Here is a 24,866-nt window from a genome sequence, read left to right on the forward strand (position 1 = left end):
ACTGCAAGATCCGTCACGAGTATCGCAACGAAATCCCTTGTGTCTCTAGCACGTTCTCTATCATCTGTCGAGAGATAGCGCCTTCGCGAACGAGTCGAACGGGCTCGCGCGGATCGATCACGGTCGACGGTTTTCCTCCGGCCGTGCCCCCGGCATCGACAATCAAACGGACGGTTGCTCCGAATGAGCGCATCACGTCTTGCGCCGCAGCGGCCGGCGGCTCACCGGAGCGATTGGCGCTCGTGCCGGTCAATGGCCCCGTCGTGATCAGGATGTCAATCAGTGGACGGCAACAGCTGAGTCGCACACCCACCGTGCCTGTGTTGGCCGTTACATTATGGGGAAGCTCGCGCCGGGCGGGAAACAGAATCGTCAACGGGCCCGGCCAAAACGCGCTCATCAGTAACCGGGCAATCGGAGAAGACTCTTCGGTCAGCAGCGAAAGTTGTGTCAGCGAACCGATCAGGACCAGGATCGGTTTGCCTTCCCCCCTGCCCTTCGCATCGAGCAGTGCCTCCACCGCGCGGGCATTGAACGGATCGACTGCCAGTCCGTAAAACGTTTCCGTAGGCAAGCCGACAATGCCGCCGGACGACGTCACGGCTTTCACACGCTGGGCAAGCTGAACGGCATTCTCGGGATGATAGGGTTCGATCACTCCCATGGGATGAGACAGACCATTGATCAGCGGGAGGCTCGCAAGGCCCGGTCGGCAATATCCGTGCGATAGTGGCATCGGTCGAAGCCGAGCTGCTTGACCCTGCGATAGGCCAATTCCTTCGCCTCACCCAGGCTTTTTCCGATCCCCGTGACACCCAGCACCCGCCCCCCGGCTGTCACGACCCGGCCGGCAGCCTCCGTCGTTCCGGCATGAAACACAATCATCTGCCGGTTGGATTCGAAGTCCAGGCCACGAATCGGCAACCCGTTCTCATACCGGCCGGGATATCCGCCTGCGGTCATCACCACGCATACGGCGGCATGATCATGCCATTCGACGGCGAGTTGGTCGAGCCGGTGGTCCACAACCGCTTCAATGACGTCCAGCAACTCCGTCTTGAGCAGTGGCAGGACGACCTGGGTTTCCGGATCTCCCATGCGGGCGTTGAACTCCAACACATACGGCACGCCCTTCACGATCATCAGGCCGGCGTATAACACCCCCTGAAACGGCGATCCCATCCGAGACAGTCCCTGGACGACCGGCTCGAGAATTTCACGGGTCACCCTCAGGCGGAGTTCCGGTGTGCCGATCGGGGCCGGCGCATACGCGCCCATGCCGCCGGTGTTGAGACCGCTGTCTCCGTCGCCCACCCGCTTGTGATCTTGTGCGGGCAACATCGGGACGACGGTTCTCCCATCGGTAAACGCCATGATCGTGAGTTCCTCTCCATCGAGAAACTGTTCGATCAATACCTGCCTCCCCGCCTCGCCGAACACGGCGTTGTCCATGGCATCGATCACCGCCCGTGAGGCCTGCTCGCGCGTCGTGGCGATCACCACGCCTTTCCCTTGCGCCAGCCCATCTGCTTTGACGACGATCGGCAACTCGTGCTGGTCGACATAGGCCAGCGCCTCGGACGTCTTGTCAAAACTCTTGGCGGTTGCCGTTGGAATGCTGACGCGCGCCATCACTTCTTTTGAAAACGTCTTGCTGGCCTCGAGGCGGGCCGCCGCTTTCGTCGGGCCGAAAATCCTGAGTTTCGCCCGCCTGAATTCATCGGCGATTCCCAAAGCCAGGGGAGCTTCAGGCCCAACGACGGTCAGATCGATCTGTTCACGGATGACGAAAGCCTTCAGCGCGGCGACATCATCGGCTTTGATGGGAACACAGACGGCGAGCGAGGCAATGCCGGCATTGCCCGGCGCACAAAACAGGATTGGTTTCCGAGGGCTCTGCGCGAGCTTCCAGACCATGGCATGCTCGCGCCCGCCGCCGCCGACTACGAGGATCTTCATGGAAGATGCATTCCGATCGTTCCGGCAATCCGAAGCCGCCATGAAGCCGGCGGCTTGGACATCTCTTCATCAAGGGTGCTGGTATCGACTGAGAGGGCCATCGAATCCGGACATCCAGCATCGTGGTCGTGACCGCGCGAGCGGCTAGGTCATAATTGATTTAATGACGGAAATGTCTCATACCCGTCATGATCATGGCCAGTCCGTGTTCATCCGCGGCCTTCACGACCTCGGCATCGCGAATCGACCCGCCCGGTTGAATCACGGCCGTAATGCCCGCTTCCGCCGCCGCGTCCAGTCCGTCACGGAACGGGAAAAACGCATCCGATGCCATGACACAGCCTTTGACGGGCATCTGAGCTTTCATGGTCGCCAGCTTCACACTGTCGACCCGGCTCATCTGGCCCGCGCCGATTCCGACGGTTTGGCCGGGCTTCGCAAAAATGATCGCATTCGACTTCACATGTTTGCAGACCTTCCAGGCGAAGGCGCAGGCGGCATATTCCTCATCGGTGGGCTTCCTGACGGTCGGCACGGTCAGCGCCCGCAAATCCGTCAGCGCGCCGAGATCGCGATCCTGGACGATCAAACCACCCACGAGTTTCTTGAGGTCGTAGCCTTCCTGTTTGACTTTGTGCAGCGGTCCGACGTCGAGCAAACGAAGGTCCTTCTTGCGTTTCAGCTCCGCAAGCGCGTCCTCGGCGAATCCCGGTGCAATCACGACTTCGACGAATGTGGACGTAATCTCCTTGGCGGCCGCGAGGTCGACGGGCCGGTTGAAAGCGATCACGCCGCCGAACGCCGATATGGGGTCCGTTTCTCTGGCCTTCACATACGCCTCAACCGGCGTCGTGCCGAGCGCGGCGCCGCAGGGGTTGTTGTGTTTGATGATCGCCACGGCAATCTCGTCGTACTCTTTGGCCAACTCGAGCGCGGAATTGGCATCGAGGAAATTGTTGTACGACATCGCCTTGCCGTGGAGGATCTTCCCGCGCGCCACCGACGGTTCCTGAGAATGCAGCTCACGATAAAACGCGCCCTGCTGGTGCGGATTTTCTCCATAGCGCAGCGTGTCCGCCAGTTCGTATTGCAGCGTGAGGACTTTCGGGAACTTCGCGGCAGTGCCCTGATGGTGTTTTTCGAGATAGCCGGCGATAAGACCATCGTATCGCGACGTATGTTGGAACACTTTCATGGCGAGCTCGCGGCGAAGTGCGCGCGTGACCGTATTGTCTTTGACGGCCTGCATGACCCGCTGATAGTCGGCCGGATCCACCACGACGAGCACGTCCTCGTGATTCTTGGCCGCCGATCGCAACATCGAGGGACCGCCGATGTCGATGTTTTCGATCGCATCGTCGAAATGGCAGTTGGGTTTTGCAATGGTGGCTTCGAACGGATACAAATTGACGACCACGACGTCGATCGGACCGATATTGTGTTGTTTCATCTGTTCGGCATGAGCCGGAAGAGACCGGCGGCCGAGCAACCCTCCGTGGATCTTCGGATGGAGCGTCTTGACGCGCCCGTCGAGGATTTCCGGTGAGCCCGTGTACGCCGCCACGTCGGTAACCTGAATCCCGGCTTCGCGCAATGCCTTGGCCGTTCCTCCGGTGGAAAGGATTTCGGCGCCGAGGGCTTCCAAACCCTTGGCCATGTCGATGATGCCGGTTTTATCTGAAACACTGATCAGCGCCCGCTTGATGCTGGCCATGCTCTACTCCTTGGCGATTGTCCGATAGCGGTGGTTCGTAGTCGGGAAGGCGGTTGGAGAATAGCAAATGAAGTTCGTAACTTCAAGGCGACGAACGGACGGCTGCGCGCCGCCTACACAGGCATGCCGGCGGTTGTGACCACGCCGAATATGTGATTACAATCGGCACATGCCACGCTCGAATCCGGCCGGCGACCGGCGTCCCCTCCTCTATGTGTCCCGTCTGCTACCCGATGCGGTGATGCTCGCCATCCGACGCCGCTTTCACCTGGTGAACGAGCCGACCCCAGCCGCTCCATCGCGGGCCGAGCTGGCGGATAATCTCCAGCGCGCTGATGCCGCCATCGTCACATTGGCCGAAACGATCGACGCCGATTTGATCCGCAGCGTCCCCCACCTACGAATCCTGTCCAACTACGCCGTGGGATACAACAACATCGACCTCGTTGCAGCCGCTCGACAGGGCCTTGTTGTCACCAATACACCCGACGTATTGACCGACGCCACGGCCGATCTCACATGGGCCCTGCTGCTGTCGACGGTCCGCCGGATCGTCGAAGGCGACCAGTTGATAAGGAGCGGCGCTTGGACGGGATGGACGCCGACGCATTTTCTCAGCGGCGAAGTGACGGGACGGACCCTTGGAATCGTCGGGTTCGGGCGCATTGGACAGGCCGTGGCGAGACGGGCATCAGGATTTCGCATGCGTGTCATCTACCATACGCGGCGCCCGGTGCCATCGCCGGAGCCCTGGACCCACGTCTCATTGCCCGAATTACTTCGTGAGGCGGACATGGTGTCGTTGCACGCCCCGTTGACGGATCAGACCCGTCATCTGATCGGCGCCAAGGAACTGGCCGAGATGCAGAAGTCGGCGGTGCTCATTAATACGTCTCGTGGGCCTCTGGTCGATGAATCCGCGCTGGCCTCTGCGCTGGAGAATGGAACCATCAGCGGCGCCGGCTTGGATGTGTACGAGGAAGAACCGGCCGTTCATCCGGGGCTCATCGCCTCGAAAAAAGCGGTGCTGCTCCCGCACCTTGGGTCCGCCACTTGGGCGGCGAGAGTGGAAATGGGCATGATGTGCCTTGCGAATATCGAGGCGGTGTTGGCCGGAAAGGAAGCTCCCAACCGCATCCGGACGGACAGTTAGTGTGGTGTCCCAGAAATTCCTTTGTGGTGATCTTGTTGAAGCATGAATGGAACTCCTTGAAACTGCATGCCCTTCGACGGATTCAGGGCAAACGGGTTATGAACAAAATTTGTGGGACGCAACACTAGCAGGCTGTTGAAAAACTGTTTTGGACACCGGAAAACACAGAGCCGGGCATGATCGCTGATCGGGTCGCAAGAGTTCACAGGATGTTCAAAAAGGCCTTCCGGCAAGGCCGCAGCGAGCGAAGAGGTGAATCGTACTCTCTGCCGTACGCTGAGCCTCTGAGCGATGCGAGAACGCAGCCGGAGGACTTTTTCAACATCCTGCTAGGTGGCGTATCGGAATTCTCGGGACGGGATCGGTGTGGATGGATGACGTGTCCGGATCGATTCGAGGCGCTGCGGTACATCATGGAAGGTCGGAATGGATTCATACATCGTCAGGGCTCGCTGCCACTGGGCCTGCGCTTCATACAGCAACCCCAGTTCGTATCGGATCGCATGGGCCTTCGCCCCTTCACACCTCGGATCACCCAAAAGACGTTCGAGATGAGTGCTCGCCTCAACCGGATGGCCCTGCTCCTTGAGGCAGACCGCGATCATGAGACAGGAGTCGAGGAAAACCGCGGGTGACCTCATTGAAAGCAGGAACTCTTCTTTCGCTTCCTCCGGCAATCCCATGTTCTTGAACGCCACACCGAGCGTGTAATGGGTTTCCGAATCGAAGACGTCGGCTGAATCGTCGGAAGGCCGAGGTGGCGCATCCTTGGCTGCTGCGGCAGGTACCGGATCGGAGGGTTGCGGCAGCTGAGTCAAAAGCGAACTACCAGGGGCCAGCTCCTTGACCTTTTGATAGAGATCGTAGGTCCGGCCGGAGTCTCCGGCGGCCATCCGCAATTCAAGGGCGCGCGTGTACTGGATCGCGGCGCTGGCAGCATCCCCTTTTTCTTCCAGCAACCGGCCGAGCAATTCCCGTGACTCAGCATCCTCCGGATCATGGCTCACCAGGCGGCCGAGCCAGATTTCCGCCTCGACGAGACGGCCCGCCTCCCGATAGGACTCGAACTGTTCATGCTTCGAATGGATAGTGGTATCGTCCCCGGATGCCGGGCTCTCGTGGAACCGGTCAGTCGCATCGTCCGGCGCGGCATTGGCAACAGAGAACTCCATGACCGGCCTGGCATCCGCCGAGCCGAGGTCACCGTCCGTCTGTGAGAGGCCAGGAGGATGATCGTCTATTGAACTCCTGGTCGCAGGCGTCCAGGAATCATCCGGGGCAGCCCCCGTGAGTGAAAATTCCTCCTCGGGTCGCTGCTCTTGAGGAAGAGTGAGCCCGTCCACCAAGACCGTCTCAACCGATTGTTCGGACGGGACAGCTTCGGTCGATTCTTGGGTTCCCGCCCTCATGAGGGCGGTCAGTTTCTTCACGACCGCGCTCTCGGGAGCCAGGGTTCTGATCTTCTCAAAGATCTCTTCGTGCAGGGACTCCATGCCCGGTTCCGGATTTTCGATGAGCACTTCCACGGCCTTTCCATAATGGATGACGGCCGTCTGCACGTCGCCCTGTTCTTCGTGGAGTTCGCCCTGCAGTTCCAGGAGCGGTACGGAGTTCGGCTCGATTGCCAGGAACTCCTTGATGAGCGCCTCGGCTTGGGTATACTCCTGCGCGCGCAGCGCGGCTCCAGCCAGAAACCGGTATTCTCCCAACGCGACCAAGAGCTGCCCCTGATTCAAATGCAGCCGGGCCAGCAGTTGGCATACCTGAGGATTGCCGGGCTCTTTCGACAGCAATTGATTGAGAATGGCTTCGGCGCCGGCATACTGCTTTTCTTCGATACGCCGGCTGGCTTCCGCCAAAAGATCGGTCGGCTCCAGACTTTTCCCGACTGCAGACGGCGCGCCCGCTTTCGATGTCCGGACGGGATCGCCACCCGACTTTTCAAAATGCTCGATGAACTGTCTGGCTTCGTTGTTTACGGGATCGATGCGCAGGACGGACTGGTAAGCCTCTTTGGCTTCCGTGAACCGCTGCTGGGCGGACCGTTCACGACCCAACTGCAAATACACCTTGGTGGCTTCATCCTGCATGTTTTCCTGCACGCAGAGTTCGGCCACCCGCTGCTGCGCGTCAAGGTTCGACGGATCCTGGCTGACGATCCTCCGATAGATATCGAGTGCTTCTTTGGTCTTGCGCTCCTTCAAATAATGCTTGCCCAGGGTCAGATAATCCTGGACCGCGCTGCTCAGCAGCCCGCGCTCCGCGTTGAGATCACCCAGATGGCGGTAGACCTCATACCGGGCAGGATCCAGCTTCAGCACTTTCTTAAAGGTCGCGATGGCCTTGAGCGTGGCGCCTTCGGCGCGGAAAGCATTGGCGGATTGGAGAAATGCGGCGACCGCTTCTCCTGTGGAGTTTCGCTTGAGGTGCAGTTCGCCGATGGAGTTGTAGATGCTTCCATCGGCGGGAGATTCCGCCGACAGCTTCTTCCACTCGTTGATGGCGGAGTCGAACTGACCTTTTGATGCAAACAGCTGGGCGCTGTGCAAAACCTTGCTGCGGTCGATGCCCAAGGCAGACCTCCCGTGACCATCAGACGCTAACAGCGGCGGGATTTTTTGTCAACGAAACGGGGATAATACGTGCACGCAGATTTGGAAATTTCCCGATGCGTCCGTTCCGGTCGACAACGACCGGTTTACGCGCGGAGCACTCCGCGTCTGTCACCCTAGGGTAACGCCAAGGAGACAGGTTCGGCGGGAACGATTTTGGTCGTGTCGATGACCAGTTCGTCTTTGTTGTTGGCCAGCAGCGTATCCCAAATGCTACTCTGCTGTTTGATGACCGCCTCTTCAGGTTTGAAAAGCAGGTCGAACCCTTTGGCCGCCGTCGGGCGCATCGGGTACCGCCGGTCGTAAATCATGCCGTAGGTCGGAATGCCGTAGACGAACTGCCAGTTGCCGAGGATGACATGGAGCTCTGCGTCCCGGGCGTACATCCCTCCCGTCGTAATCACGCGTTTCACGGATGTCTGCGGCTGGCTCAGATAAAACGTCACCCGTTCGTTATACTTCGCTTCCGCGAAGGCTTCCGTAATCTGAGGCGCCAGCAGCTCCACCTCCTCGGGTTTGAAAACCGGAACCAGCGGAGCTTCGCCTTGGAATTTCCGCTGGAGCCAAATGCGATGTTCCCGAACCGACATCCCGTTGAGAATCTGTTTCACGTACTCAACCGTGAAGGTCATCGGATGCGTATGATGGCCGGGAGGCCATTCCGGAAGCACGGAGTCGTCAATTTCCAGACGGACGAAATTGACGGGATCTTCGTAGACCGCGCGATACGGCGGCTGAGGAATGGCGCAGCCGATCATCGCCATGATGCAAAGCCCGGCGAGGAAGAGTCCACTCACGCAGCGCCGTGATTCCGAATCGTGCGTTGCCACAGGAATCCGTGTGGGATCACGCCTCACTCACCGTGACGGTCATTTCGATGCGCTCGAGCGGATTGTCCCGCCCGTCTCGCTTCATATTGACGATCTTGTCGGCCACGTCCATGCCGCTGACGACCTCCCCAAACGCCGTGTACTGCCAATCCAGAAAGTTCGCATCGGCGACACAGATGAAGAACTGGGAGCCGGCACTGTCCGGGTCGTTCGCGCGGGCCATGGAGACAATGCCCCGCTTGTGGGGCTTACTGTTGAATTCGGCCTTGATGCGATACCCCGGTCCGCCGATGCCGTGCGACGCCCGATCCGCGCTCTTGCTGTTTGGATCACCGCCCTGGATCATGAATCCGGGAATGACGCGATGGAATGTAGTGCCGTTATAAAATCCTTTGTTGGCCAAGTCCGTAAAATTTTTCACGTGGCCGGGCGCCACGTCGGGGAAAAATTGCAAGACAATGTCCCCGAGCGCCTGCCCTTTGCTCGCGACGGCAATGGTCGCCCTAGTCTTCGGAGTCGCTTCCGCCATGATGAACGTCCTTTCTGGTTATCGGAATAAGAAGGGCGGAGGGGCGACACCCCCCTCCAATCCCTGATTGATTACGGTCCATGACTTTCCATCGTCGTCGCTCCGGAAAGCCCCGGCATTGGTCCCGGCATAGAAGGTCCCCGGCGCGGATTCGATCAGCACCTGAACCGACAGGCTGGTCAACCCATTATTGAGCGGCACCCATTGGCGGCCATGATCGACGGTCTTGTAAATCCCATACCCAGTGGCCACAAAGAGACCCCGGCTATTGCTGACGATGCTGCGAATCGAGTCATTGGGAAGTGCGCGGCTGATCGCCTTCCACGTCGTGCCGGCATCGGTACTGCGAAACACCCCGCCGTCGAAGGTGCCGGCATAGATCGAGCCTTCGGCATCGATGGTCAGTGCGCGAATAAAGTTTTCGATCATGCCTTCGTGATCTTTCAGGCCCTGGCGCATGCGGACCCACCCGGCGCCGTCAGGCTTGAATCGCAGAACGCCCTTACCGGATGTCCCCGCATAGAGCGTGCCGTCCGATGCCTGCGCCAGCGCATGCACCAGAATCTCATCGAGCCCGGTGGTCACAACCGCCCATCGATCGTGACCGGCCACCAGACGATACGCCCCATCGGCCGTGCCCGCATAAATGACGTCTCCCACGGCCAATAGAGCTTTGATCTCCTGCCGCTTCAGCCCGCGACTGACCGGCTGCCACGTCTTGCCCTTGTCGCGTGTGCGAAAGACGCCGCCTCGGAACGTTCCCACGTACACCGTCCCATCCTTTGCCGTCACCAGCGAGAGAATAAACGGATCGGTGACCCCTTCGCCAGATTTCGTCCACGTAGTACCCCGATCGTCGCTTCGAAAAATACCAAAGCCGAACGAACCGGCATAGAGCGCCTGATCGCTTATCGTTAACGCTTGGATACTTGTCGCCTGTTGATCGAACGGCCCCGCAGCCCCCGGCCCTTGCTGTGCGAACACGGCGTCCGGCAGGCCGCAGAGCAGCAGAGAAACGAACGCGATGAGGGAATGACGGATGCGCATGGTGTTCGTACGGATATCTTACCGGACGCGATGCCCCGCTGTCCCCATCGGAATGTCGGGGTCGAGAGGCAGTGTCACGTCGGTCGGTCCCCGGCGTCCGAATATTTTGGCGCCGAGGATGCCGATCTCGTAGAGCACCATCAACGGAACGGCCATGAGCAACATCGTGAACAGCGTGGCGTCCGGCGTCACGATGGCCGAAATGATCAACGCGCTCAGCACGGCGTGCTTGCGATAGGTCGCAAGCACGCGCGCCGATACTACGCCCACACGTGCCAGGATGGTCAGCACGAGCGGCAATTCGAATGCACACCCGAACACCAACAGAAATTTCACGTTGAAATCGATATAGGTTCCGACGCTCAATTGCGGCGTGATATCCCGATCCATGCCGAAACTGACGAAGAAATCGATCACCAGCGGCAGAATGACCAGGTTGCAGAACACGAGCCCGAGAACGAACAATCCTCCCGCCAGCAGAAAGATCGGGATACCCCAGCGCTGCTCCTTGGGGAGCAGCGCCGGTTCCACGAATTTCCAGAATTGGTAGAACACCACCGGAAGGCTGATCAGGACCGCGGCCAGGAACGAGACTTTAATAGAGGCGAAGAGCGCCTCGGTCGGCCCGTAGAAGACCAGCTGATTGGGAAACGGGCGGTTCAGCCACGCCACCATTTCGGCGGAATAGGTAAAAGCCGCCATCAGCGCAATCAAAATCGTCGCCCCGATGATGAGCAGACGTTTCTTGACCGTCTGAATGTGGGCGGCCAGTGGATTGACGATCGACGGCATGCGTAGCGGTTCCGGTCCTAACCGGGCCGGTTGTGGATCCTCGACGAATCCTTCTGTTGTTAGTGGACCGAGGATTGCTGGTCATGATCGCGATAGACGCGGATCATCTCAGCCATTCTGTCTTTTTTCGCCAGTTTTTCCTTTTGCAATTGCTTCTTTGACAATTCTTCCATCGGGGTGAGCACGTGACGTTTCTGCAGGGTGTTCAGTTCCAGGTCCAGCCGATGGTGAGACTCTTCCAGTTCACGGAATTCTGTGTTGGATTGGCGCAGCCGCTCCGCGATCACATTCTCCGTCATCATGTCGCACCTCCTGGTTAGAATTAGGCGAAATCGTGATGCGCACCCCCTTCTGCCGGAAGCACAGGCACGCTGCTTCCCTTGAGCGTGATGGGGTCCAATTGCATCAGGACGGCATCTTCAACCGGTTGGGTATAGTAGTTAGGCCGGACGCTGACTTGGCGGAATCCAAAGCCGCAGTACAGCTGCCGGGCGGCAGCATTGGAGATCCTGACTTCCAGGATGGCTTTTGTCGCCGCCTGGGACACCCCGTACTGCAGAGCCGCGTTCACGAGGGCCGTGGCGATGCCCCGGTGCCGCATCGATTCGATCACCGCCAGATTCATCAGCCGGATTTCCTCAAAGACGACCCAAAAGCAGAGATACCCGAACACGGAGGCCGGTGCCAACCCCTCTTCCGGCGTCCCCTTCGCAAGAAAAAAATGCGCGAACGGATTGCCGGTCAGTTCAGCTTCCACCATTTTGCGCGTCCAGGGGGCGGAGAAGCAAGCCTCTTCAATCTCCAAAATTGGGGAAAGGTCCGAAGGGGTCGCAGGAATAATTTTATATGAAGTCTCGCTCACTTGTGCAACTTCCTTTTCGAACGCGCAGCCGAGCGGGCCTCGAGTTTTCGAGAAATCTTCTCGCGACGGCGCGCGACAGGCGATGCCCCTCCAGACTGTTCGAACCTGATCTCCGCTTCAGGACGCTGAACATAGAACGGGCTGACGCCGATACCGGCCGTGTCGTTGGCCGCCAGCCTGGCCATGCCGGCAAGCGCGACCGATACGGCCGATGGTCGTTGGACCTCATCAGCCGCTTCCTCGATATGCAACATCTTGGGAGCTGCAGAGCGGATGGCCTTTGCTTCAGTCGACCACCCTTCTCCATACAGCACGACCGAATCCATTGATAACGCCCTTCCCAGCATTTCAGGCGATCCTACCTGCTCGGCCACGACATGCCGAAGTCCGTCCTTTGTCCATTGGAACACTGCCCAATAAAGTTCCCCTCGCCGGCTATTCAATACCGGGCACAAAAGACGTGTCGAGCCTCGGAGATTCCAGGCCATGGCCTCCAGGGTGGGAACGACCGCGAAGGGCGTCTGCGTGACCGAGCGGAATCCAAGGATGGTCGCCAACCCGACGCGCAGACCGGTAAAGGATCCAGGTCCGATGGACGCCACTAAGCCATCCAACCGTTCGAGCGACAGCCCGGTGACCGCGAGCAGCTTATCGATGGTAGGGAGAAGGAGTTTGACATGAGCGCCGGCGGCCTGCTGGTCGTGCCGGCCAAGCACGTGGTCCCCGTCAAGAATCGCCACACTCTGCCAAGCAGTCGCCGTATCGACGGCCAAGACTTTCATCGCCAGCGTCGCAGCCCTTCTATCCTTGTTGTTGACCTTGCCCGAGATCGCCGGGCTTGATCGGCTGGTTTGGAATGAGTTCGTGAAAGGTGACCTGGACGCTGCCCCGTCCGCGGCCGTCTTCCAGCGAAATTTTGAACGGACGGAGCAGCCTCGTTTCCGTCCCGGACGCCGAAGCCGGGAGATCCCCTACGGCACGAAAATCCTCATATTCAATGGAAGCGTCCAGTTGCCCCGATTCCGTCAGCCGTTCCTCGCGCACCACGAGCATCGTACGCCGATCGAACCAGAGACGCCGGCGCAATTCCTGCGTTCCGTCCGGCCGCGTACCGGAGATGTCGAGCCGATAGCGATCGCCCTGTTCATGTATGGCCGCTGATTCGCCCGGCAAGAGCGCTCCGGTTCCCAGGACACCTCCCATGGCCCAGATGCTCAGTTGAAATGGGCGTGCCAACTTTCCCATTTCGCTCGTATCAGAACCTTGCCCGGAAAGCACGCGACCCATCGTGGGAAGCCTGAGCATGTATTGATCGTCCATCTGCACGAACTCGAACAATTCGCTGCCGACGGTTGTGAAACCTCGAAGGCGCATGGCATTGGGCCGTTGATAATACACGGCGCCTTCGACTCGTGTGGCGATCGGAAGGATGCCGCCCCGTACCTTGGCGCTGAACAATCCCTTTAAACTCTGGATCGCGGCTTGACGCCGGTGCAGCAACCCGGTCAAGTCCTCGACCGTCGCCTCCTGGAGCGGCGCCTCTTCGTGTGCGGGCGTCGTGCTGCATCCGGCGGATACCGTACCCAGTAAGCACATGATCAGGACTGTGCTGCGGATGCTAGGCCAAGACCACATCGAGTGCTTCTCCCACTTCGGTAATACCGACCAGTTCGATGCCATCGATCCGTTCGAGTTTCGCCAGATTCCGCTCCGGCAATAAACACCGCTTAAATCCCATTTTGGCCGCTTCGCGAATCCGCAATTCCGCCTGGCTGATGGCCCGAACCTCTCCGCTCAGGCCGATCTCCCCGAGCACGAGGAGCCCGTTTTCGACAGGAACTTCGCGCAAGCTTGAGGTCACCGCTGCGACGACACCCAGATCGATCGCCGGCTCGTCAATGTGCATGCCGCCCACCACGTTCACGTACACGTCCTGCCCGGACAAATGAAGGCCGAGGCGTTTTTCCATCACGGCCAGGAGCAAGGATACGCGGTTGAGATCGACGCCGTTGGCCATGCGCTTGGGCATCGCATAACTCGTCGAGGACACGAGTGCCTGCAATTCCACGAGGATGGGCCTGCTGCCTTCCAGGCTCGAGACCACGACCGAGCCGGTGCTCCGTTGCGGCCGCTCGGCGAGAAACAGTTCGGACGGGTTGGTCACCTCCTCGAGCCCGGAGTCCTTCATTTCAAAGACACCGATCTCATTGGTAGACCCGAAGCGATTCTTGACCGCCCGGAGGATCCGGTAGCTGTGGCCCTTGTCCCCCTCAAAATAGAGTACCGTATCCACGATATGTTCCAGCAATCGTGGACCGGCAATCGCCCCCTCCTTCGTCACGTGCCCGATGATGAACACCGGCACACCGGACCGCTTTGCGAACCACATCAACTGTCCCGCGACTTCCTGAACCTGGCTGATGCTGCCGGGGGCCGAGGTAATCTGTTCCGTATAGACGGTTTGAATCGAATCCACGACGAGCGCCGCCGGCTGGATGTCCTGCACCGATTTGAGGATCTGCTCGAGCGAGGTTTCGGCAAGAACCAGGAGATTGGGATGCTCGATCCCGAGCCGCTGCCCGCGCATTTTGATTTGGCGTGGCGATTCTTCCCCGGATACATACAAAACCGGCTGCTCAGCCGATGCAAGCCGCGGCAAGGCCTGAAGGAGAAGCGTCGTCTTACCGATTCCCGGATCGCCGCCGATTAACATCACGCCGCCTGGAATGACGCCGCCGCCAAGCACCCGATCGAACTCCCCGATACGTGTCAACCGGCGATCTTCGCCGACGACTTCGATGTCGCCGATCGGAGTCGCCCGGGCCGGAGCGGACTTCATGACGACCGGCCGACCTTTGCCGGTCGGAGCCTGCCGTTCTTCCTTCATCGTATTCCAGCCGCCGCAATCCGGGCAGCGACCCAACCACCGGGGAGCCTGGTGCCCGCAGGCCTGGCAGGAAAAGTTGGTCTTAGCTTTCATCGGCAGCGCTTTCTCGATACCCGCAACCCATAATCATATCTTTGGTTCAACGAACGCCCCGCGGCCGTCATTCCGGAAAAGAATCCGGCGCGGTCATCTGCCAGCCTTCTCCATTCAGGGCCTTCATATACTCCACGAGATCCTTCTTTTCTTGGTCGGTCAGCCCCAACGGAATGATCAGATTCGAAAGGTGAGGGTTGACGATACCCCCGCGGTCGTAAAACTCCACGACTTCTTCGAGCGTCGCAAACCGCCCGTCATGCATGTACGGAGCGGTCCTGGCAATTTCGCGAAGCGTCGGAGTCTTGAATCCTCCGACGGTGCCGGGGTGTTGATCGACGCTGTAACGGCCCAAGTCGGCGCGACCTTTATCCCAATCGATGCCCAGATTGTGAAACTCTTCATCGCTGAAATTGAATCCTGAATGGCACCTGGTGCAGCGGCCCTTGCCTTGGAATAGAGTCAGGCCCCGCCGCGCCGATTCGGACAGCGCGTTCACCTCGCCTCCCATATCGAACCGGTCTGCAGGACTGTTCCCTGATAGAATCGTCCGTTCAAATGCAGCGATAGCTTTGGCGATCCCATCCATCGTCACATCGGAACAAAATACCTGCTGAAAGCGATCGCGGTAGCCCTTGATACTGTTCAACTTGGCGACCTCGGTATCCGAAGAGATCATGCCCATCCGAACCGCCTTGGTCAGCGGGTTCTTCGCCTGATCTTCCAGCGTACTCATCTTACCGTGCCACAGCTGAGCGCGGCCATACAGGCGATTCACGACCGTCATGCTGTTGCGGGTCGATAATTGATTGGAAATGCCCATCGAAAGTTTCGTACCATCCGTCCAAGCCAATTCCGGCTTGTGGCAGCTTGCACATGAGATGGTGTTGTCCATCGACAGACGCGGGTCGAAGAAGAGCAGCTTGCCCAGCTCGACTTTCTCGACGGTCAGGGGATTCTCCGCCGGAATGTACGCCTTGATCTCGTCCTCCAAACCGAATGGAATTTTCAACTCGTACGGCGTGGCAGTCACCGTGCAACTTTTGCCGGCTAATGGGGCCACGCCAATGGGATTGGCAGCGACCGGCGCCAGGAATTGAAGGACTGTGGTCAGGACGAACGCCGTGCAAACAAACGGACTGCAACCCCGAACCATCCGCAACGATGCTCGCAGCATGATCAGCCAATCTCCCTTGGGTCTGTGACAACGGCGATGAGGGTCTTGATACCGCGCTTGCGCAGGGGGAGATTAATTCATAACAGTGGTAACATCAACGCTCAATGTGCGCTTCACGATCGAACTGACCCCGCACGAAAAGTAACAACACGCTAATCGTGCGCCTTCACCCCTTCGTAGGGGAGAACCTGTGTGCAGGTTTGTTTTATGATCGATTTCGCTGATATACATCACATCCATCTCTAGATCGAGACTATATATGCACGACTATTGGTTCAAGAAACATGCTCTATGTGCACTGATCCTCTGTATTGGCTCCGTCATCACCGTGAACGGCTGCAATGACGTCTCCAACGCTCCGCCGCCTCCGACCGGTCCCACGGGACTCACAGTCACGACCACCGCGCTTCCCCCGGCGACCATCAACCAGCCCTACGCGGCAACGGTCAGCGCCACCGGCGGCGTCACTCCATATAGTTGGTCTGTGTCTCCGGCTTTGCCGGCCAACGTGGCACTTGATGCCGGGACCGGAGCAATCAACGGCATCCCAGCGGCGCAAGGCGCCTCCAACCACACCTTCACCGTCCAGGATTCTTCGAATCCACCAAAAACCTCGCAGCGGCTCCTGACATTCAATGTGCCTGGCGCTCCGAGCATTACGACGACGTCGTTGCCACCCGGCACCGTCAATTCGCCATATCCGCCCACGACGCTGACGGCAGCGGGTGGACTGCCCCCGCTGGTGTGGCAACCGGCTGCCATGCCGTTCGGACTCACATTCGACCCAGGCACACAAACGATTCTCGGCACGCCTTTGAGCGCAGGCTCGCAGAACGTTACTTTCACCGTTCGGGATTCTTCCGTCCCCCTGAACCAAACTGGTTCAGCCACGCTGAACCTGACCGTCAACGCAGCTCTGACGATCAACAACAGCTCCCCTCTTCCAGGCGGGACCCTGAATCAACCTTACGGGCCGGTGACGCTCACGGCATCGGGCGGTGCGCCGCCATATTCCTGGTCCATCCTCGGCGGGACGGCTCCGGCCCCCGGCTTGTCGATGACGGCGGGTGGAATCATCACCGGGACTCCATCGGCTGCCGGATCATTCACGAACACCTATCGCCTGCAGGACAGCAACGGCATCGTCGCGACCAAACCGCTCGGCATGACCATCGCCACCCTGGTTATTACCACTCCCTCGCCGCTGCCGAACGGCAAAGAACTCTTCCTATATACGGGGCTCAATCCTTTGGTAACGATGTCGGCGAGCGGGGGGACGCCGGGCTACACGTGGAGTGCCTCCGGTCTTCCGACTGGTCTTACCATGAGTTCATCAGGGCAAGTCACTGGCATTCCCGCTCTCGGAACTTCAGTCGCTTCACCGTATGCAGTCGTTATCTCGGCCACAGATTCCGCCGGCCTGAGCGTGAGCCAAACCTTTAGCTTGACGATTACACCGTAGTTTTGAGGAGTGAGGACTGACAGGAACGATCGGAATAGGACGAGACGGCTTACCCAAGCCTCAGCCCGGAATACACGACTCCGTTCGTTCTCGAAGAATCGGGAGCGCCGATGTAGAGGCGCAACGTCGAGACATCGAACATCACCACTCCCGTGAGCGTTCTTCCCGCAAAGAGACAAGGCGCCGGTCCGAACGTCATCCTCTGATCAAAGACGTTGCCACGTGTACGCGGGGTCGCCGAGCCGGTGAACGTACAGCCGTTGCTCTGGGACCCTGCGAATCCGCCGTCGGCCGCCACGGTGATATTTGTCGATTGGAGGCCGGCGGTCGTTCCGAGCTGCCCCGCATAAAATCCGGCCAAGCTCGATGTCGCCGGCGTCGTATCGTAAGCGGAATTGTAGGAACTGTTGAAGCTCTGTTCCCCGCCGGATACGTACGTGACCGTGCCGCTGAACGATTGATGACGGTCATAGTTCGCTGAAATCGTCGCATCGAGTGCGCCCCTTCCCTCGGCGTTGATGTCCTTGGCGTTGGAAGAGGAAAACCTGCCCTCTGTCGAGGTGCCTGTCCCCTGAATCATCCCGGCAATCTGATTGATATTCCCCGGGACGGAATAAAAGAAATAATACGTTCCATCACTCAATACGGCGGCCGTCAGCGTCCGGCCACTGCCGGTGCTGCCGGACCACGCTCCTTCGGCGGTCGTTGCCACCGAGTCCGACTCACCTTGATCGCCACAACCCGCCAGGCTGAGTGCGACGATACAGGCCACGATTCCAGGCACGTTGAATTTCATGCACGTACCCTACAGCGGCGCCGGTCGTGACATCAAGGGAATACCCTATTAGGTGGGTGATCCGATTCGTTGGATGAGCGGAATGACGCAGAATTGCCGGCTTCTTGACCGTTCACTGTGGCAAACAATCGATTATGTGCAAGTGTGCGTGCCAAGCATGGAAGGTATGACAATGAGGGGAGTGACCGGCTGGTGCGCAGTCGGATTTAAAAGAAGGAATCCAACCACCCCTTTTCATGCCTTTTTTCAGGGGTGTCTTTGAAGACTTTCCCGACCGTCGTAACCCCCTTTCTCACCGCCTGGTCGAGGACATCTCCCGACGTAAGCGGCTTGCAAAATGCCTGTTGTGCACCATTGGCAATAGCGAGGTTCAAGACTTCCTTATTGTGCAAGCGAGTGAGCACGATGACCGGAACATTCGGCCTTCTCGCTACCGGAACGAGTTTGATCAAAACTTCGAAACCGCTCATATCCGGAAGATCCAGCTCCAGAATTACGCACTGGACCGGACGAGACCCATAGATCGCCAGACCGGCCTGGCCGTCGAGCGCCTCGAGAATTCTGTACTCGGGAGAAATAATCCGCAAGCGGTCGACGAAGTAATGCCGGTCCTGATCATTCCCGTCTATGAACAAGACCGTTGTCGTACCGGTCGATGAGAAACCAGGAGACATGAAGGCCATCGGCGACCACCCTCGGTTCATGATCTGGCGATGACTGCGCGGTCCTAGAATCGTAGGCCGTTGCAAAAGTGAGGTCAACAGGGCACAAATGGCCTCTGGTGGCCGATTTGCTGCCATTCCTGGCGCTCGAGAGACAGGCCTTCAGGCCACAATTCGAAGGAGCATCTGACACCGCTTTTAGCTTGGATTCTGGAAGGAAGTGCTTCAGAGAACTTGCTACGGTCCGACCGTGTTGCCTCAAGCCGCGACATTCACCCCATTCTGCTTGAGTACCTCCAATACCTTGGGAATATCCGGAGGGCCGGGGGGAATCTCCTTGCTGATGGCGGTGAACATCTGTGAAGCCGTGCCACCCTGACCGGTGAGTTCGAGCATTTGGCCGCCGCCGGAGCCGTAGCGAAAACCGTGAATCGTGCCGGCGGGCACGTGCACGAGCGTACCGGGCATGCACAGTACGGTCTTGTCTGCGCAACTGAACTCGATCTGGCCTTTGAGGATAAAGAAAGACTCATCCCAGGCGTGGCTATGCAGCGGCGGACCCGTTCCTTCGTCTCCCTGCTGGAGGCTGATCTCATACGATCGTGTCGCCGCGTTTGACGCGAGCACGGTCACCTTGGTACCGAGCACATCCAATGCGGGATCGTAGTCCTTGGGTGTCACGATAAACGGCTGGGTCTTCACGGCGGTATGTTCGCTCATGGCTGGAATCTCCCCTCGTAATCGGGAAACGATTGTCGCGGTTCCTCGATTCGCTTGTCAACGCCTGCCCGGACATTCACAGCGGCCAAGGGAAGCTCGGAGGCATCCGTAACACGCGGTCCGTTCGACCCCTGTTCTGTTCATTTCAATCAAGTTCTCCGTGACCGTCGAAAGTCACTCGTTTCTTGACGCCGGCAAGGTTGTTGGGAACGATAGCAGTCACAGCACGACAGGTTGTCAGATCAATCCGACCGGCACCGCAGAAATCAGGAGGCCCCGTTGAAACCGCATACGTTTACTACTGTGCTCACGTTCGTCCTCATTCTCTCCGTGAATGCCGCCTCCAATTTGCCTGCCTGCGCACGAGAATTGGACCTTGAGGTGTACGGCATGGTCAGTTATGGAATGACAGAAGCCGAGGTTGCCAGGCGCACCGGCTCACCCGATCAGCGGATCGATCAATATGAACCGACCCAGCTTGGACAGCGCGTGGTGAGCTATCAGTATGTTTGGAATGGCGACGCGAGCAAAGGAGAATGGACAACGACCATTACATTTTCCAGCAATACCAACAAAGTGGTGCAGATTGACCGAAGCCGGCGATAGTCAACCACCGATGGTTCTCTGCTGGACGACACTCTCTCCATATTTCTGCCTCACGGTTGAACATCGATATCCATCGTGAGCCATCGAAGCTCGCATGAACTAAACCTGTGACATCCCTATATACAGATCCAGCCCTTACCCATTGCAGGTGAGATCACTGACCGGTGGGAGGTTGGTCCATCTTCCGGCCGGTTGTTTCTCTTCTAGGAAAGTCGAAAACTTCTCTCTGTTCCTTGCCGGTGCGTGGTACTGCCTCGATTGCTCTGAACACTGCCTTGCTGAGCACATCTCCTGATGTGATTGCCTTATGTAAACAGACCTGTGCCCCGTTCTTCTCGACAAGCTCACTGAGCATAAAATTGGACAGTGTGGTGAGGACAACGACCGGGACAGTCGGACGACGAGCGATGGGAACCAGCTCGATGAGAATCTCGAAGCCGCTCATATTAGGAAGATCGAGTTCCAGGACTACGCAATCGATGTGGTGAGTATAGAAGCAGTCGAGACCCGTCTTCCCACTGTCGGCCAGGAATGTGAAGTACTCGGGTGCAAGGCGGTCGGCAAAATATTCGCGGTCTTCGCGATTTCCGTCAATGATCAGAACGGACTTCCTATCTGAATGTGCTGGTGAAGATGGAGGCCGGGGAGGAAGCAGATTTATCATGACAGCGATCTGAACAGGATGGTCAAAGAGCGTGAAAGGTTATTGTGAGGCGGATGGCATATTAGGTCAACAGACCGAGAAGCCCGGGTAGGAGCTGATTTGCCGGTCAAGATCATCGGCTTGGCAGGGTCTGCCTATCAAAAGTCCCGTGCTAAATCATCGTGATGATTTTAGCTCCAGGCCGATTCACTTGGAAATCCACACGGCTGGCACAGCTCGCCCGCGAGCATTAGATGGAAAGTCTGGTCTTAGTTCTAGAGAACTTGAACAATTCTTTCTGTTCCTTAGTAGCATACGGGACTGCCGCTATCGCCTTGAACACAGCCTCCCTGAGTTGATCTCCTGACGTGGCCGCTTTATGCAGCCCTGCTTGAGCGCCGTTCTTCACAGCAAGTTCGGTCAGCATCACGTTCTGTAATCTGGTGAGAACGATGACCGGAACAGTCGGACGACGAGCCACAGGAACCAGCTCAACGAGTACTTCGAATCCGCTCATATCGGGAAGATCAAGCTCAAGGACTACACAGTCGATTCGGTGGGCGTAAAAACATTCGAGGCCGGCCTTTCCTCTACCGGCCATGTACAGGAAATACTCTGGCACAAGACGGTCGGCATAATACTCTCGATCATTGAGAATACCGTCAATGATCAGCACAGAGTTCCTGTCATAGCTTCCGGTGGATGATAATTGCGCAGGAGTGGAGGGTGAGGTAGACGCCATGGAAGACCTCCTGCGTTATATGGTGAAGATGCTGTAGTCTGCGCCGGGTGGGAGATTTGGTCAAGGGACCTGGAAGCCAAGATAGGAGCCGATTTGCCGGCCAGCATCGTCTCTGCCCCGCTCGGCACGCCATGAACTAGAAGTCCTAGACCCCGCCATCATCCGCCGGATTCTGCCAAAGATCGAATCGCTCGCAGACGCTCCTCGTCCACACGGTGCCCGCAAGCTAACCGGCGAGAAACACGTGTGGCAAATCCGCATCGGTGTTCTCTGCGTCTCTCCTGATGGAAAGCGTATCAAGAAGATATGTGGGGTGGAATTGCATCTCACTTCTTGGAGCGTAAGACAAGAGCTCCTTCGTGCTTGAGCTTGGCGAGCCTATATCATATATGGTATACGTTAATCGCGACATGTGGGAGATCTTCGAACATCGACGCGCGGCAAAGCGGCTCGATCGTCTCCCAAAAGAAATCCTCAAACGGTATGAGAAGTGGAAAGATATCGTAAGGGTCTCTGGACCGTCAGGGCTTCGACTGATCAAGGGATTCCACGATGAGCAGCTGCAGGGAGAGTGGAAGGAACATCGGTCATCGCGCCTTGGCGATCAGTATCGCGTCATCTACAAGATGGACCAAGAACGAATTTTGGTTCTTGTAATAGATTTAAACCGCGCATGATTATCGGAGGCAATCATGAGAACTAGAGAATTTCAGCCGGCACGAAAGCGGGTGACCGTATCCGTCGGTGAATCGGTACGCATCATGCGGGAACTTCAAGGAGTCACACAGAATGAGCTGGCCAGGCTGACTGGAATCCCACAATCCACAATATCTGCCATCGAAACTGACAGCATCAATCTTGGCGTTGAACGTGCAAAGGTTCTGGCTCGTGCGCTACGTTGCCACCCGGCTGTGCTGGTTTTCCCAGGATGGGACATTCACAAGCCGTCTGCCGCGTAAAATCCTTGCGCCCGCCGACACGTCGAAGCCCCGCGACTCTGCAATGCAATTTGGAACCAATCAGCAGTAAAGTTCCACCGCAGCTCGCGAACTTCCGAAAGAATCGCCATCTCGGAGTGCTACTTCATGAAAGCCTTTCTTCTCTCAGTCAACATCAATGCCTACAATAGGAGATGAGGTGGCAATGGAAAAGCTGAAAAAACGTTAGCTCGTCCATCCTCTGGAAGGCAAGTAACCGAGCAGTCTTGCCGGCTTTGTTTTGTCAGCTCTCATCCCACCTTGGGCAGGTGGAACTCGGCAATTACCGGTAGTGTGACTGGTTCTCCTTTGGCGACACGAGACGAGAAAAACAGAATTTCGAGGTTTTCAAGATCATGCGTCTGTGGGTTCAGCCGAGCAACGACCCCATAATCTAATTCCTCGGAGTCCTGCTCGGGATACGGTTTCGTTTTTCCGAGATACAATATATCGCCGGCTTTGTCGTATTCCACCGTCAGGGTCGTTTCCATAGCACTACCCCTCCTGAGAGCTGCCGAGCCACATACGCGGTCACGATCCAATGTCGACCGGGGGGAGACGGATCAGCGACCACCACAACGACAACAAATTTACCGCCTTTGACATCAGGAAACCAATGGGAAAATAACAGACTGTTGGAGAATCGAACATCCTTCCGCACTTCATCAGGATCAGCTAGGGTTTCTTCGATGTGATCTCGGTGTTGGGGCAATAACTCTGGGTGCTTCTCGCGGATATGCGATTCTCGCTCTTCTGTCAATTCGACCTGAGTCTTAAGGAACGGACAGCGCAAGTTCATCGCAGCTTTCCCTTGTGCCTCGTCGTGAGGCACTCAATGCTCCCGACCATCAGGCCCAGGAGCAACTGCGGCAGGATACATTGGCATGAGGATTTTGGAAAGTGCTGGCATGCGGAAGACGGCGGATCAGAGTTCAGTGGCAGGCACGGTGTGGAAAGATTGGAGCGACGGCAGAATCCAGCGGATCAGCAGTAAATACCGCCTCAGAAAAAACTTCCGGTACATTTTTCTTTATTCAAGACAATTGTTCACCCCAAAAACTTTGACACCGTTTCTCCTATTGAGCGTAATGCAAGGGCAATCTCTTGATGTTGGCTTTGCACCGTAACTCGGTTATTCTTCAGGCGTGAAGGTTGGCGATGTACTGGATAAGCTACGAGAAGATGGTTGGTTCATTGTTGCCACGAAGGGCAGTCATCGCCAATTTAAGCATGCCAGTAAACCTGGCCGCGTCACTGTGGCTGGCAAACCAAGCGATGACTTGCCTCCTGGAAACTGAATAGTATCTTTAAGCAAGCTGGCTGGAAAAAAGGAGCACACTGACATGCGTTATGCTGTGGTGATAGAAAAAGCACCCGCGAATTATGCGGCATATGTTCCGGACCTTCCCGGCTGCATCGCCACGGGTGCCACCGTTGCAGAAACCGAGTCGCTCATCCGTGAAGCGATTGAGTTTCATTTAGCGGGACTCAAAGAGGATGGCCTTCCTATTCCTCTTCCAAGCAGCCACGTCGAATACGTGGATGTTCCTGCCTAACAACCATCCGATCGACGCAGGCCACCGCAGCGTGTACTACGTGTTAAGCCCTCTCGCAACAAGGACTCTGAACTGGGGTTCTCCAACCCTCATTGCCTCACTCTCCGGCGGATAGCCCTGCTTCCGGCTGATCGGAAGTCTGGCTATCGGCTGATTGCAAGGTTCAAGGTCGGCTAATTGAAACCTTTCACGCCGGCTGCGCAACAGGTCTTTACTGATTCAACCCATTCCTATCATGCAGGTTGCATAATGCAGCACGAGGAGTTGGCTAGATTTCAATGCGAATGCGGGCTTTTCAAGTATGCGCCCTTTAGCAATGGGCACGTGATACACGTGGACTGCGTGCCGGGTGCGGATGAAAACGCTCTACAGATACGTGCGTGCGAATTTCCATCCAGTCGCTCAACTTCGAGTGGAATCTGCCTGAAAAAAGTAGAATGTCCCCGTTCGCAGCTCTCGTTTTGGCGTCCCTCATGACTCGACTTTTATACAAGATCTTCCGCCTTACAAGAGTTGAACCGAAGGAAGGCCACATCGAGGATGCCGACGTAGCAAACTGGCGCGTGATCTTTCGTTTCGAAGATGGACACGCGTGCGACGTCGAACTGATTGACTACCACTAATGGGAGAATGAACCATGCGTATGAAGAGACCCCCTCATCCGGGACAGATCATTCGGCGGGAGTGCATCGAGCCCTTGAGCCTGACAGTCACCGAAGCGGCGGCCCGACTGGGCGTGACGCGGCAGAATCTGAACAATCTGCTGAATGGGAAGTCGGGAATTTCGCCGGAAATGGCGATCCGGCTTTCCAAGGCCTTTGGCAGCCGGGCGGAAGTGTGGCTTGGGCTTCAGATGGACTACGATTTAGCAGAAGCAGAAAAGTCGGCAAGCAAAATCAGAGTCACGAGGATCACGCCCAAGAAAGAAGCCGGCGTGGTTGCGTGACGCGGTCGGGAGAAGGTCGTGGCGAAGAGTTGAACTGATGATAATTCTCTCATGGGAGGAGGAGAGGCATCGCGCATTGTCACAGAGGAAACAGGAGGCAG

Annotated in this window: 27 protein-coding genes and 1 pseudogene; 8 read left to right on the top strand and 20 right to left on the bottom strand. The window is 57.5% G+C overall.

Annotation, left to right across the window (positions count from 1 at the left end; genetic code table 11):
• Positions 1-13 precede the first annotated feature (13 nt).
• From W02_RS02795 to purH, 3 genes are all read right to left on the bottom strand, one after another.
• Complete coding sequence (locus tag W02_RS02795) at positions 14-736, bottom strand: L-threonylcarbamoyladenylate synthase (RefSeq protein ID WP_232068629.1); 723 nt, start codon at positions 734-736, stop codon at positions 14-16.
• Positions 685-1,959, bottom strand: coding sequence for a phosphoribosylamine--glycine ligase (purD, locus tag W02_RS02800; protein ID WP_173044598.1), 1,275 nt, complete (start codon positions 1,957-1,959; stop codon positions 685-687). Before purD ends, W02_RS02795 begins: the two co-directional genes overlap by 52 nt.
• A 160-nt stretch (positions 1,960-2,119) precedes the next feature.
• Complete coding sequence (purH, locus tag W02_RS02805; protein WP_173044600.1) at positions 2,120-3,673, bottom strand: bifunctional phosphoribosylaminoimidazolecarboxamide formyltransferase/IMP cyclohydrolase; 1,554 nt, start codon at positions 3,671-3,673, stop codon at positions 2,120-2,122.
• A 169-nt stretch (positions 3,674-3,842) separates the two neighbouring features.
• Here purH and W02_RS02810 point away from each other — a divergent pair, with 169 nt between their 5' ends.
• Positions 3,843-4,826 carry a D-glycerate dehydrogenase gene (locus W02_RS02810; protein ID WP_173044602.1) on the top strand — a complete coding sequence of 328 codons (984 nt, stop codon included), beginning with the start codon at positions 3,843-3,845 and terminating at the stop codon, positions 4,824-4,826.
• Between the two features lie 329 nt (positions 4,827-5,155).
• On the opposite strand, the gene W02_RS02815 is transcribed toward W02_RS02810, so the two are convergent.
• The 11 genes from W02_RS02815 to W02_RS02865 all read right to left on the bottom strand — a co-directional run bounded on the left by W02_RS02815 (position 5,156) and on the right by W02_RS02865 (position 15,655).
• Positions 5,156-7,399 carry a tetratricopeptide repeat protein gene (locus W02_RS02815; protein ID WP_173044604.1) on the bottom strand — a complete coding sequence of 748 codons (2,244 nt, stop codon included), beginning with the start codon at positions 7,397-7,399 and terminating at the stop codon, positions 5,156-5,158.
• Positions 7,400-7,554: 155 nt separating this feature from the next.
• Entirely contained in the window at positions 7,555-8,235 is a 681-nt protein-coding gene (locus tag W02_RS02820) for a hypothetical protein (protein WP_173044606.1), read from the bottom strand.
• A 49-nt stretch (positions 8,236-8,284) separates the two neighbouring features.
• Positions 8,285-8,797: a peptidylprolyl isomerase gene (locus W02_RS02825; RefSeq protein ID WP_173044608.1), complete on the bottom strand. Its 513-nt coding sequence runs from the start codon at positions 8,795-8,797 to the stop codon at positions 8,285-8,287.
• A gap of 18 nt (positions 8,798-8,815) precedes the next feature.
• Entirely contained in the window at positions 8,816-9,844 is a 1,029-nt protein-coding gene (locus W02_RS02830) for a hypothetical protein (protein ID WP_173044610.1), read from the bottom strand.
• Positions 9,845-9,862: 18 nt separating this feature from the next.
• The gene (tatC, locus tag W02_RS02835; RefSeq protein ID WP_173044612.1) at positions 9,863-10,636 is read right to left on the bottom strand and encodes a twin-arginine translocase subunit TatC; all 774 of its coding nucleotides are present in this window, start codon (positions 10,634-10,636) and stop codon (positions 9,863-9,865) included.
• Positions 10,637-10,695: 59 nt separating this feature from the next.
• Positions 10,696-10,938, bottom strand: coding sequence for a YdcH family protein (locus W02_RS02840; RefSeq protein ID WP_173044614.1), 243 nt, complete (start codon positions 10,936-10,938; stop codon positions 10,696-10,698).
• 20 nt (positions 10,939-10,958) lie between these two features.
• Positions 10,959-11,498 (bottom strand): ribosomal protein S18-alanine N-acetyltransferase, encoded by a 540-nt coding sequence (gene rimI / locus W02_RS02845; protein WP_173044616.1) that lies wholly within the window; start codon positions 11,496-11,498, stop codon positions 10,959-10,961.
• Positions 11,495-12,280 (bottom strand): tRNA (adenosine(37)-N6)-threonylcarbamoyltransferase complex dimerization subunit type 1 TsaB, encoded by a 786-nt coding sequence (gene tsaB, locus W02_RS02850; RefSeq protein ID WP_173044618.1) that lies wholly within the window; start codon positions 12,278-12,280, stop codon positions 11,495-11,497. Before tsaB ends, rimI begins: the two co-directional genes overlap by 4 nt.
• Positions 12,281-12,299: 19 nt before the next feature.
• Entirely contained in the window at positions 12,300-13,133 is an 834-nt protein-coding gene (locus W02_RS02855; protein ID WP_173044620.1) for a hypothetical protein, read from the bottom strand.
• Positions 13,117-14,478, bottom strand: coding sequence for a DNA repair protein RadA (gene radA, locus W02_RS02860; RefSeq protein WP_173044622.1), 1,362 nt, complete (start codon positions 14,476-14,478; stop codon positions 13,117-13,119). The genes W02_RS02855 and radA overlap by 17 nt, the downstream gene beginning before the upstream one ends.
• Before the next feature lie 67 nt (positions 14,479-14,545).
• On the bottom strand, positions 14,546-15,655 hold the full coding sequence (locus W02_RS02865) for a cytochrome-c peroxidase (protein WP_232068630.1): 1,110 nt from the start codon (positions 15,653-15,655) through the stop codon (positions 14,546-14,548).
• Positions 15,656-15,914: 259 nt separating this feature from the next.
• On the opposite strand from W02_RS02865, the gene W02_RS02870 reads away from it, so the two are divergent.
• A complete protein-coding gene (locus tag W02_RS02870; protein ID WP_173044624.1) occupies positions 15,915-17,117 on the top strand; it encodes a putative Ig domain-containing protein in 1,203 nt (400 codons plus the stop codon).
• A gap of 49 nt (positions 17,118-17,166) precedes the next feature.
• On the opposite strand, the gene W02_RS02875 is transcribed toward W02_RS02870, so the two are convergent.
• The 3 genes from W02_RS02875 to W02_RS02885 all read right to left on the bottom strand — a co-directional run bounded on the left by W02_RS02875 (position 17,167) and on the right by W02_RS02885 (position 19,295).
• Positions 17,167-17,913, bottom strand: coding sequence for a hypothetical protein (locus tag W02_RS02875; protein ID WP_173044626.1), 747 nt, complete (start codon positions 17,911-17,913; stop codon positions 17,167-17,169).
• Positions 17,914-18,119: 206 nt separating this feature from the next.
• The gene (locus W02_RS02880) at positions 18,120-18,596 is read right to left on the bottom strand and encodes a two-component system response regulator (RefSeq protein ID WP_173044628.1); all 477 of its coding nucleotides are present in this window, start codon (positions 18,594-18,596) and stop codon (positions 18,120-18,122) included.
• A 237-nt stretch (positions 18,597-18,833) separates the two neighbouring features.
• Complete coding sequence (locus W02_RS02885) at positions 18,834-19,295, bottom strand: cupin domain-containing protein (RefSeq protein ID WP_197742124.1); 462 nt, start codon at positions 19,293-19,295, stop codon at positions 18,834-18,836.
• A gap of 279 nt (positions 19,296-19,574) precedes the next feature.
• Here W02_RS02885 and W02_RS02890 point away from each other — a divergent pair, with 279 nt between their 5' ends.
• Entirely contained in the window at positions 19,575-19,901 is a 327-nt protein-coding gene (locus W02_RS02890) for a hypothetical protein (protein WP_173044630.1), read from the top strand.
• A 154-nt stretch (positions 19,902-20,055) separates the two neighbouring features.
• Here W02_RS02890 and W02_RS02895 read toward each other — a convergent pair whose 3' ends face one another.
• Both W02_RS02895 and W02_RS02900 read right to left on the bottom strand, forming a co-directional pair.
• Entirely contained in the window at positions 20,056-20,565 is a 510-nt protein-coding gene (locus W02_RS02895; protein ID WP_173044632.1) for a response regulator, read from the bottom strand.
• A 229-nt stretch (positions 20,566-20,794) separates the two neighbouring features.
• Entirely contained in the window at positions 20,795-21,286 is a 492-nt protein-coding gene (locus W02_RS02900) for a response regulator (protein WP_173044634.1), read from the bottom strand.
• Between the two features lie 389 nt (positions 21,287-21,675).
• On the opposite strand from W02_RS02900, the gene W02_RS02905 reads away from it, so the two are divergent.
• Positions 21,676-21,963 carry a type II toxin-antitoxin system mRNA interferase toxin, RelE/StbE family gene (locus tag W02_RS02905; RefSeq protein WP_197742125.1) on the top strand — a complete coding sequence of 96 codons (288 nt, stop codon included), beginning with the start codon at positions 21,676-21,678 and terminating at the stop codon, positions 21,961-21,963.
• Positions 21,964-21,978: 15 nt separating this feature from the next.
• Positions 21,979-22,245: a helix-turn-helix transcriptional regulator gene (locus W02_RS02910; RefSeq protein WP_173044637.1), complete on the top strand. Its 267-nt coding sequence runs from the start codon at positions 21,979-21,981 to the stop codon at positions 22,243-22,245.
• A gap of 269 nt (positions 22,246-22,514) precedes the next feature.
• Here the strand turns inward: W02_RS02910 and W02_RS02915 are convergent, their stop codons facing one another.
• Positions 22,515-22,754 (bottom strand): DUF2283 domain-containing protein, encoded by a 240-nt coding sequence (locus W02_RS02915; RefSeq protein ID WP_173044640.1) that lies wholly within the window; start codon positions 22,752-22,754, stop codon positions 22,515-22,517.
• A gap of 654 nt (positions 22,755-23,408) precedes the next feature.
• Between W02_RS02915 and W02_RS02920 the strand changes: the two are divergent.
• The 3 genes and pseudogenes from W02_RS02920 (at position 23,409) to W02_RS02930 (ending at position 24,765) form a co-directional block, all read left to right on the top strand.
• A pseudogene (locus tag W02_RS02920) lies at positions 23,409-23,605 on the top strand (type II toxin-antitoxin system HicA family toxin).
• A 1-nt stretch (position 23,606) separates the two neighbouring features.
• Entirely contained in the window at positions 23,607-23,819 is a 213-nt protein-coding gene (locus tag W02_RS02925) for a type II toxin-antitoxin system HicB family antitoxin (protein WP_173044644.1), read from the top strand.
• Between the two features lie 637 nt (positions 23,820-24,456).
• The gene (locus W02_RS02930; protein ID WP_173044646.1) at positions 24,457-24,765 is read left to right on the top strand and encodes a HigA family addiction module antitoxin; all 309 of its coding nucleotides are present in this window, start codon (positions 24,457-24,459) and stop codon (positions 24,763-24,765) included.
• The last annotated feature ends 101 nt before the right edge of the window (positions 24,766-24,866 follow it).

Origin of the sequence: Nitrospira sp. KM1 (assembly GCF_011405515.1) — a bacterium.
In the GTDB taxonomy this organism is placed as follows: Bacteria; Nitrospirota; Nitrospiria; order Nitrospirales; family Nitrospiraceae; genus Nitrospira_C.

What these genes read in the sequence shown, in the direction of transcription:
- W02_RS02795 (WP_232068629.1), bottom strand. Translation starts at nt 736, where the DNA reads ATGCCACTATCGCACGGATATTGCCGACCGGGCCTTGCGAGCCTCCCG.
- purD (WP_173044598.1), bottom strand. Translation starts at nt 1,959, where the DNA reads ATGAAGATCCTCGTAGTCGGCGGCGGCGGGCGCGAGCATGCCATGGTC.
- W02_RS02875 (WP_173044626.1), bottom strand. Translation starts at nt 17,913, where the DNA reads ATGAAATTCAACGTGCCTGGAATCGTGGCCTGTATCGTCGCACTCAGC.
- W02_RS02865 (WP_232068630.1), bottom strand. Translation starts at nt 15,655, where the DNA reads ATGCTGCGAGCATCGTTGCGGATGGTTCGGGGTTGCAGTCCGTTTGTT.
- W02_RS02905 (WP_197742125.1), top strand. Translation starts at nt 21,676, where the DNA reads ATGGTATACGTTAATCGCGACATGTGGGAGATCTTCGAACATCGACGC.
- W02_RS02895 (WP_173044632.1), bottom strand. Translation starts at nt 20,565, where the DNA reads ATGATAAATCTGCTTCCTCCCCGGCCTCCATCTTCACCAGCACATTCA.
- W02_RS02810 (WP_173044602.1), top strand. Translation starts at nt 3,843, where the DNA reads ATGCCACGCTCGAATCCGGCCGGCGACCGGCGTCCCCTCCTCTATGTG.
- purH (WP_173044600.1), bottom strand. Translation starts at nt 3,673, where the DNA reads ATGGCCAGCATCAAGCGGGCGCTGATCAGTGTTTCAGATAAAACCGGC.
- W02_RS02830 (WP_173044610.1), bottom strand. Translation starts at nt 9,844, where the DNA reads ATGCGCATCCGTCATTCCCTCATCGCGTTCGTTTCTCTGCTGCTCTGC.
- tsaB (WP_173044618.1), bottom strand. Translation starts at nt 12,280, where the DNA reads ATGAAAGTCTTGGCCGTCGATACGGCGACTGCTTGGCAGAGTGTGGCG.
- W02_RS02870 (WP_173044624.1), top strand. Translation starts at nt 15,915, where the DNA reads ATGCACGACTATTGGTTCAAGAAACATGCTCTATGTGCACTGATCCTC.
- tatC (WP_173044612.1), bottom strand. Translation starts at nt 10,636, where the DNA reads ATGCCGTCGATCGTCAATCCACTGGCCGCCCACATTCAGACGGTCAAG.
- W02_RS02925 (WP_173044644.1), top strand. Translation starts at nt 23,607, where the DNA reads ATGCGTTATGCTGTGGTGATAGAAAAAGCACCCGCGAATTATGCGGCA.
- W02_RS02910 (WP_173044637.1), top strand. Translation starts at nt 21,979, where the DNA reads ATGAGAACTAGAGAATTTCAGCCGGCACGAAAGCGGGTGACCGTATCC.
- W02_RS02855 (WP_173044620.1), bottom strand. Translation starts at nt 13,133, where the DNA reads ATGTGGTCTTGGCCTAGCATCCGCAGCACAGTCCTGATCATGTGCTTA.
- W02_RS02930 (WP_173044646.1), top strand. Translation starts at nt 24,457, where the DNA reads ATGCGTATGAAGAGACCCCCTCATCCGGGACAGATCATTCGGCGGGAG.
- radA (WP_173044622.1), bottom strand. Translation starts at nt 14,478, where the DNA reads ATGAAAGCTAAGACCAACTTTTCCTGCCAGGCCTGCGGGCACCAGGCT.
- W02_RS02885 (WP_197742124.1), bottom strand. Translation starts at nt 19,295, where the DNA reads ATGAGCGAACATACCGCCGTGAAGACCCAGCCGTTTATCGTGACACCC.
- W02_RS02900 (WP_173044634.1), bottom strand. Translation starts at nt 21,286, where the DNA reads ATGGCGTCTACCTCACCCTCCACTCCTGCGCAATTATCATCCACCGGA.
- W02_RS02840 (WP_173044614.1), bottom strand. Translation starts at nt 10,938, where the DNA reads ATGATGACGGAGAATGTGATCGCGGAGCGGCTGCGCCAATCCAACACA.
- W02_RS02880 (WP_173044628.1), bottom strand. Translation starts at nt 18,596, where the DNA reads ATGGCCTTCATGTCTCCTGGTTTCTCATCGACCGGTACGACAACGGTC.
- W02_RS02825 (WP_173044608.1), bottom strand. Translation starts at nt 8,797, where the DNA reads ATGGCGGAAGCGACTCCGAAGACTAGGGCGACCATTGCCGTCGCGAGC.
- W02_RS02915 (WP_173044640.1), bottom strand. Translation starts at nt 22,754, where the DNA reads ATGGAAACGACCCTGACGGTGGAATACGACAAAGCCGGCGATATATTG.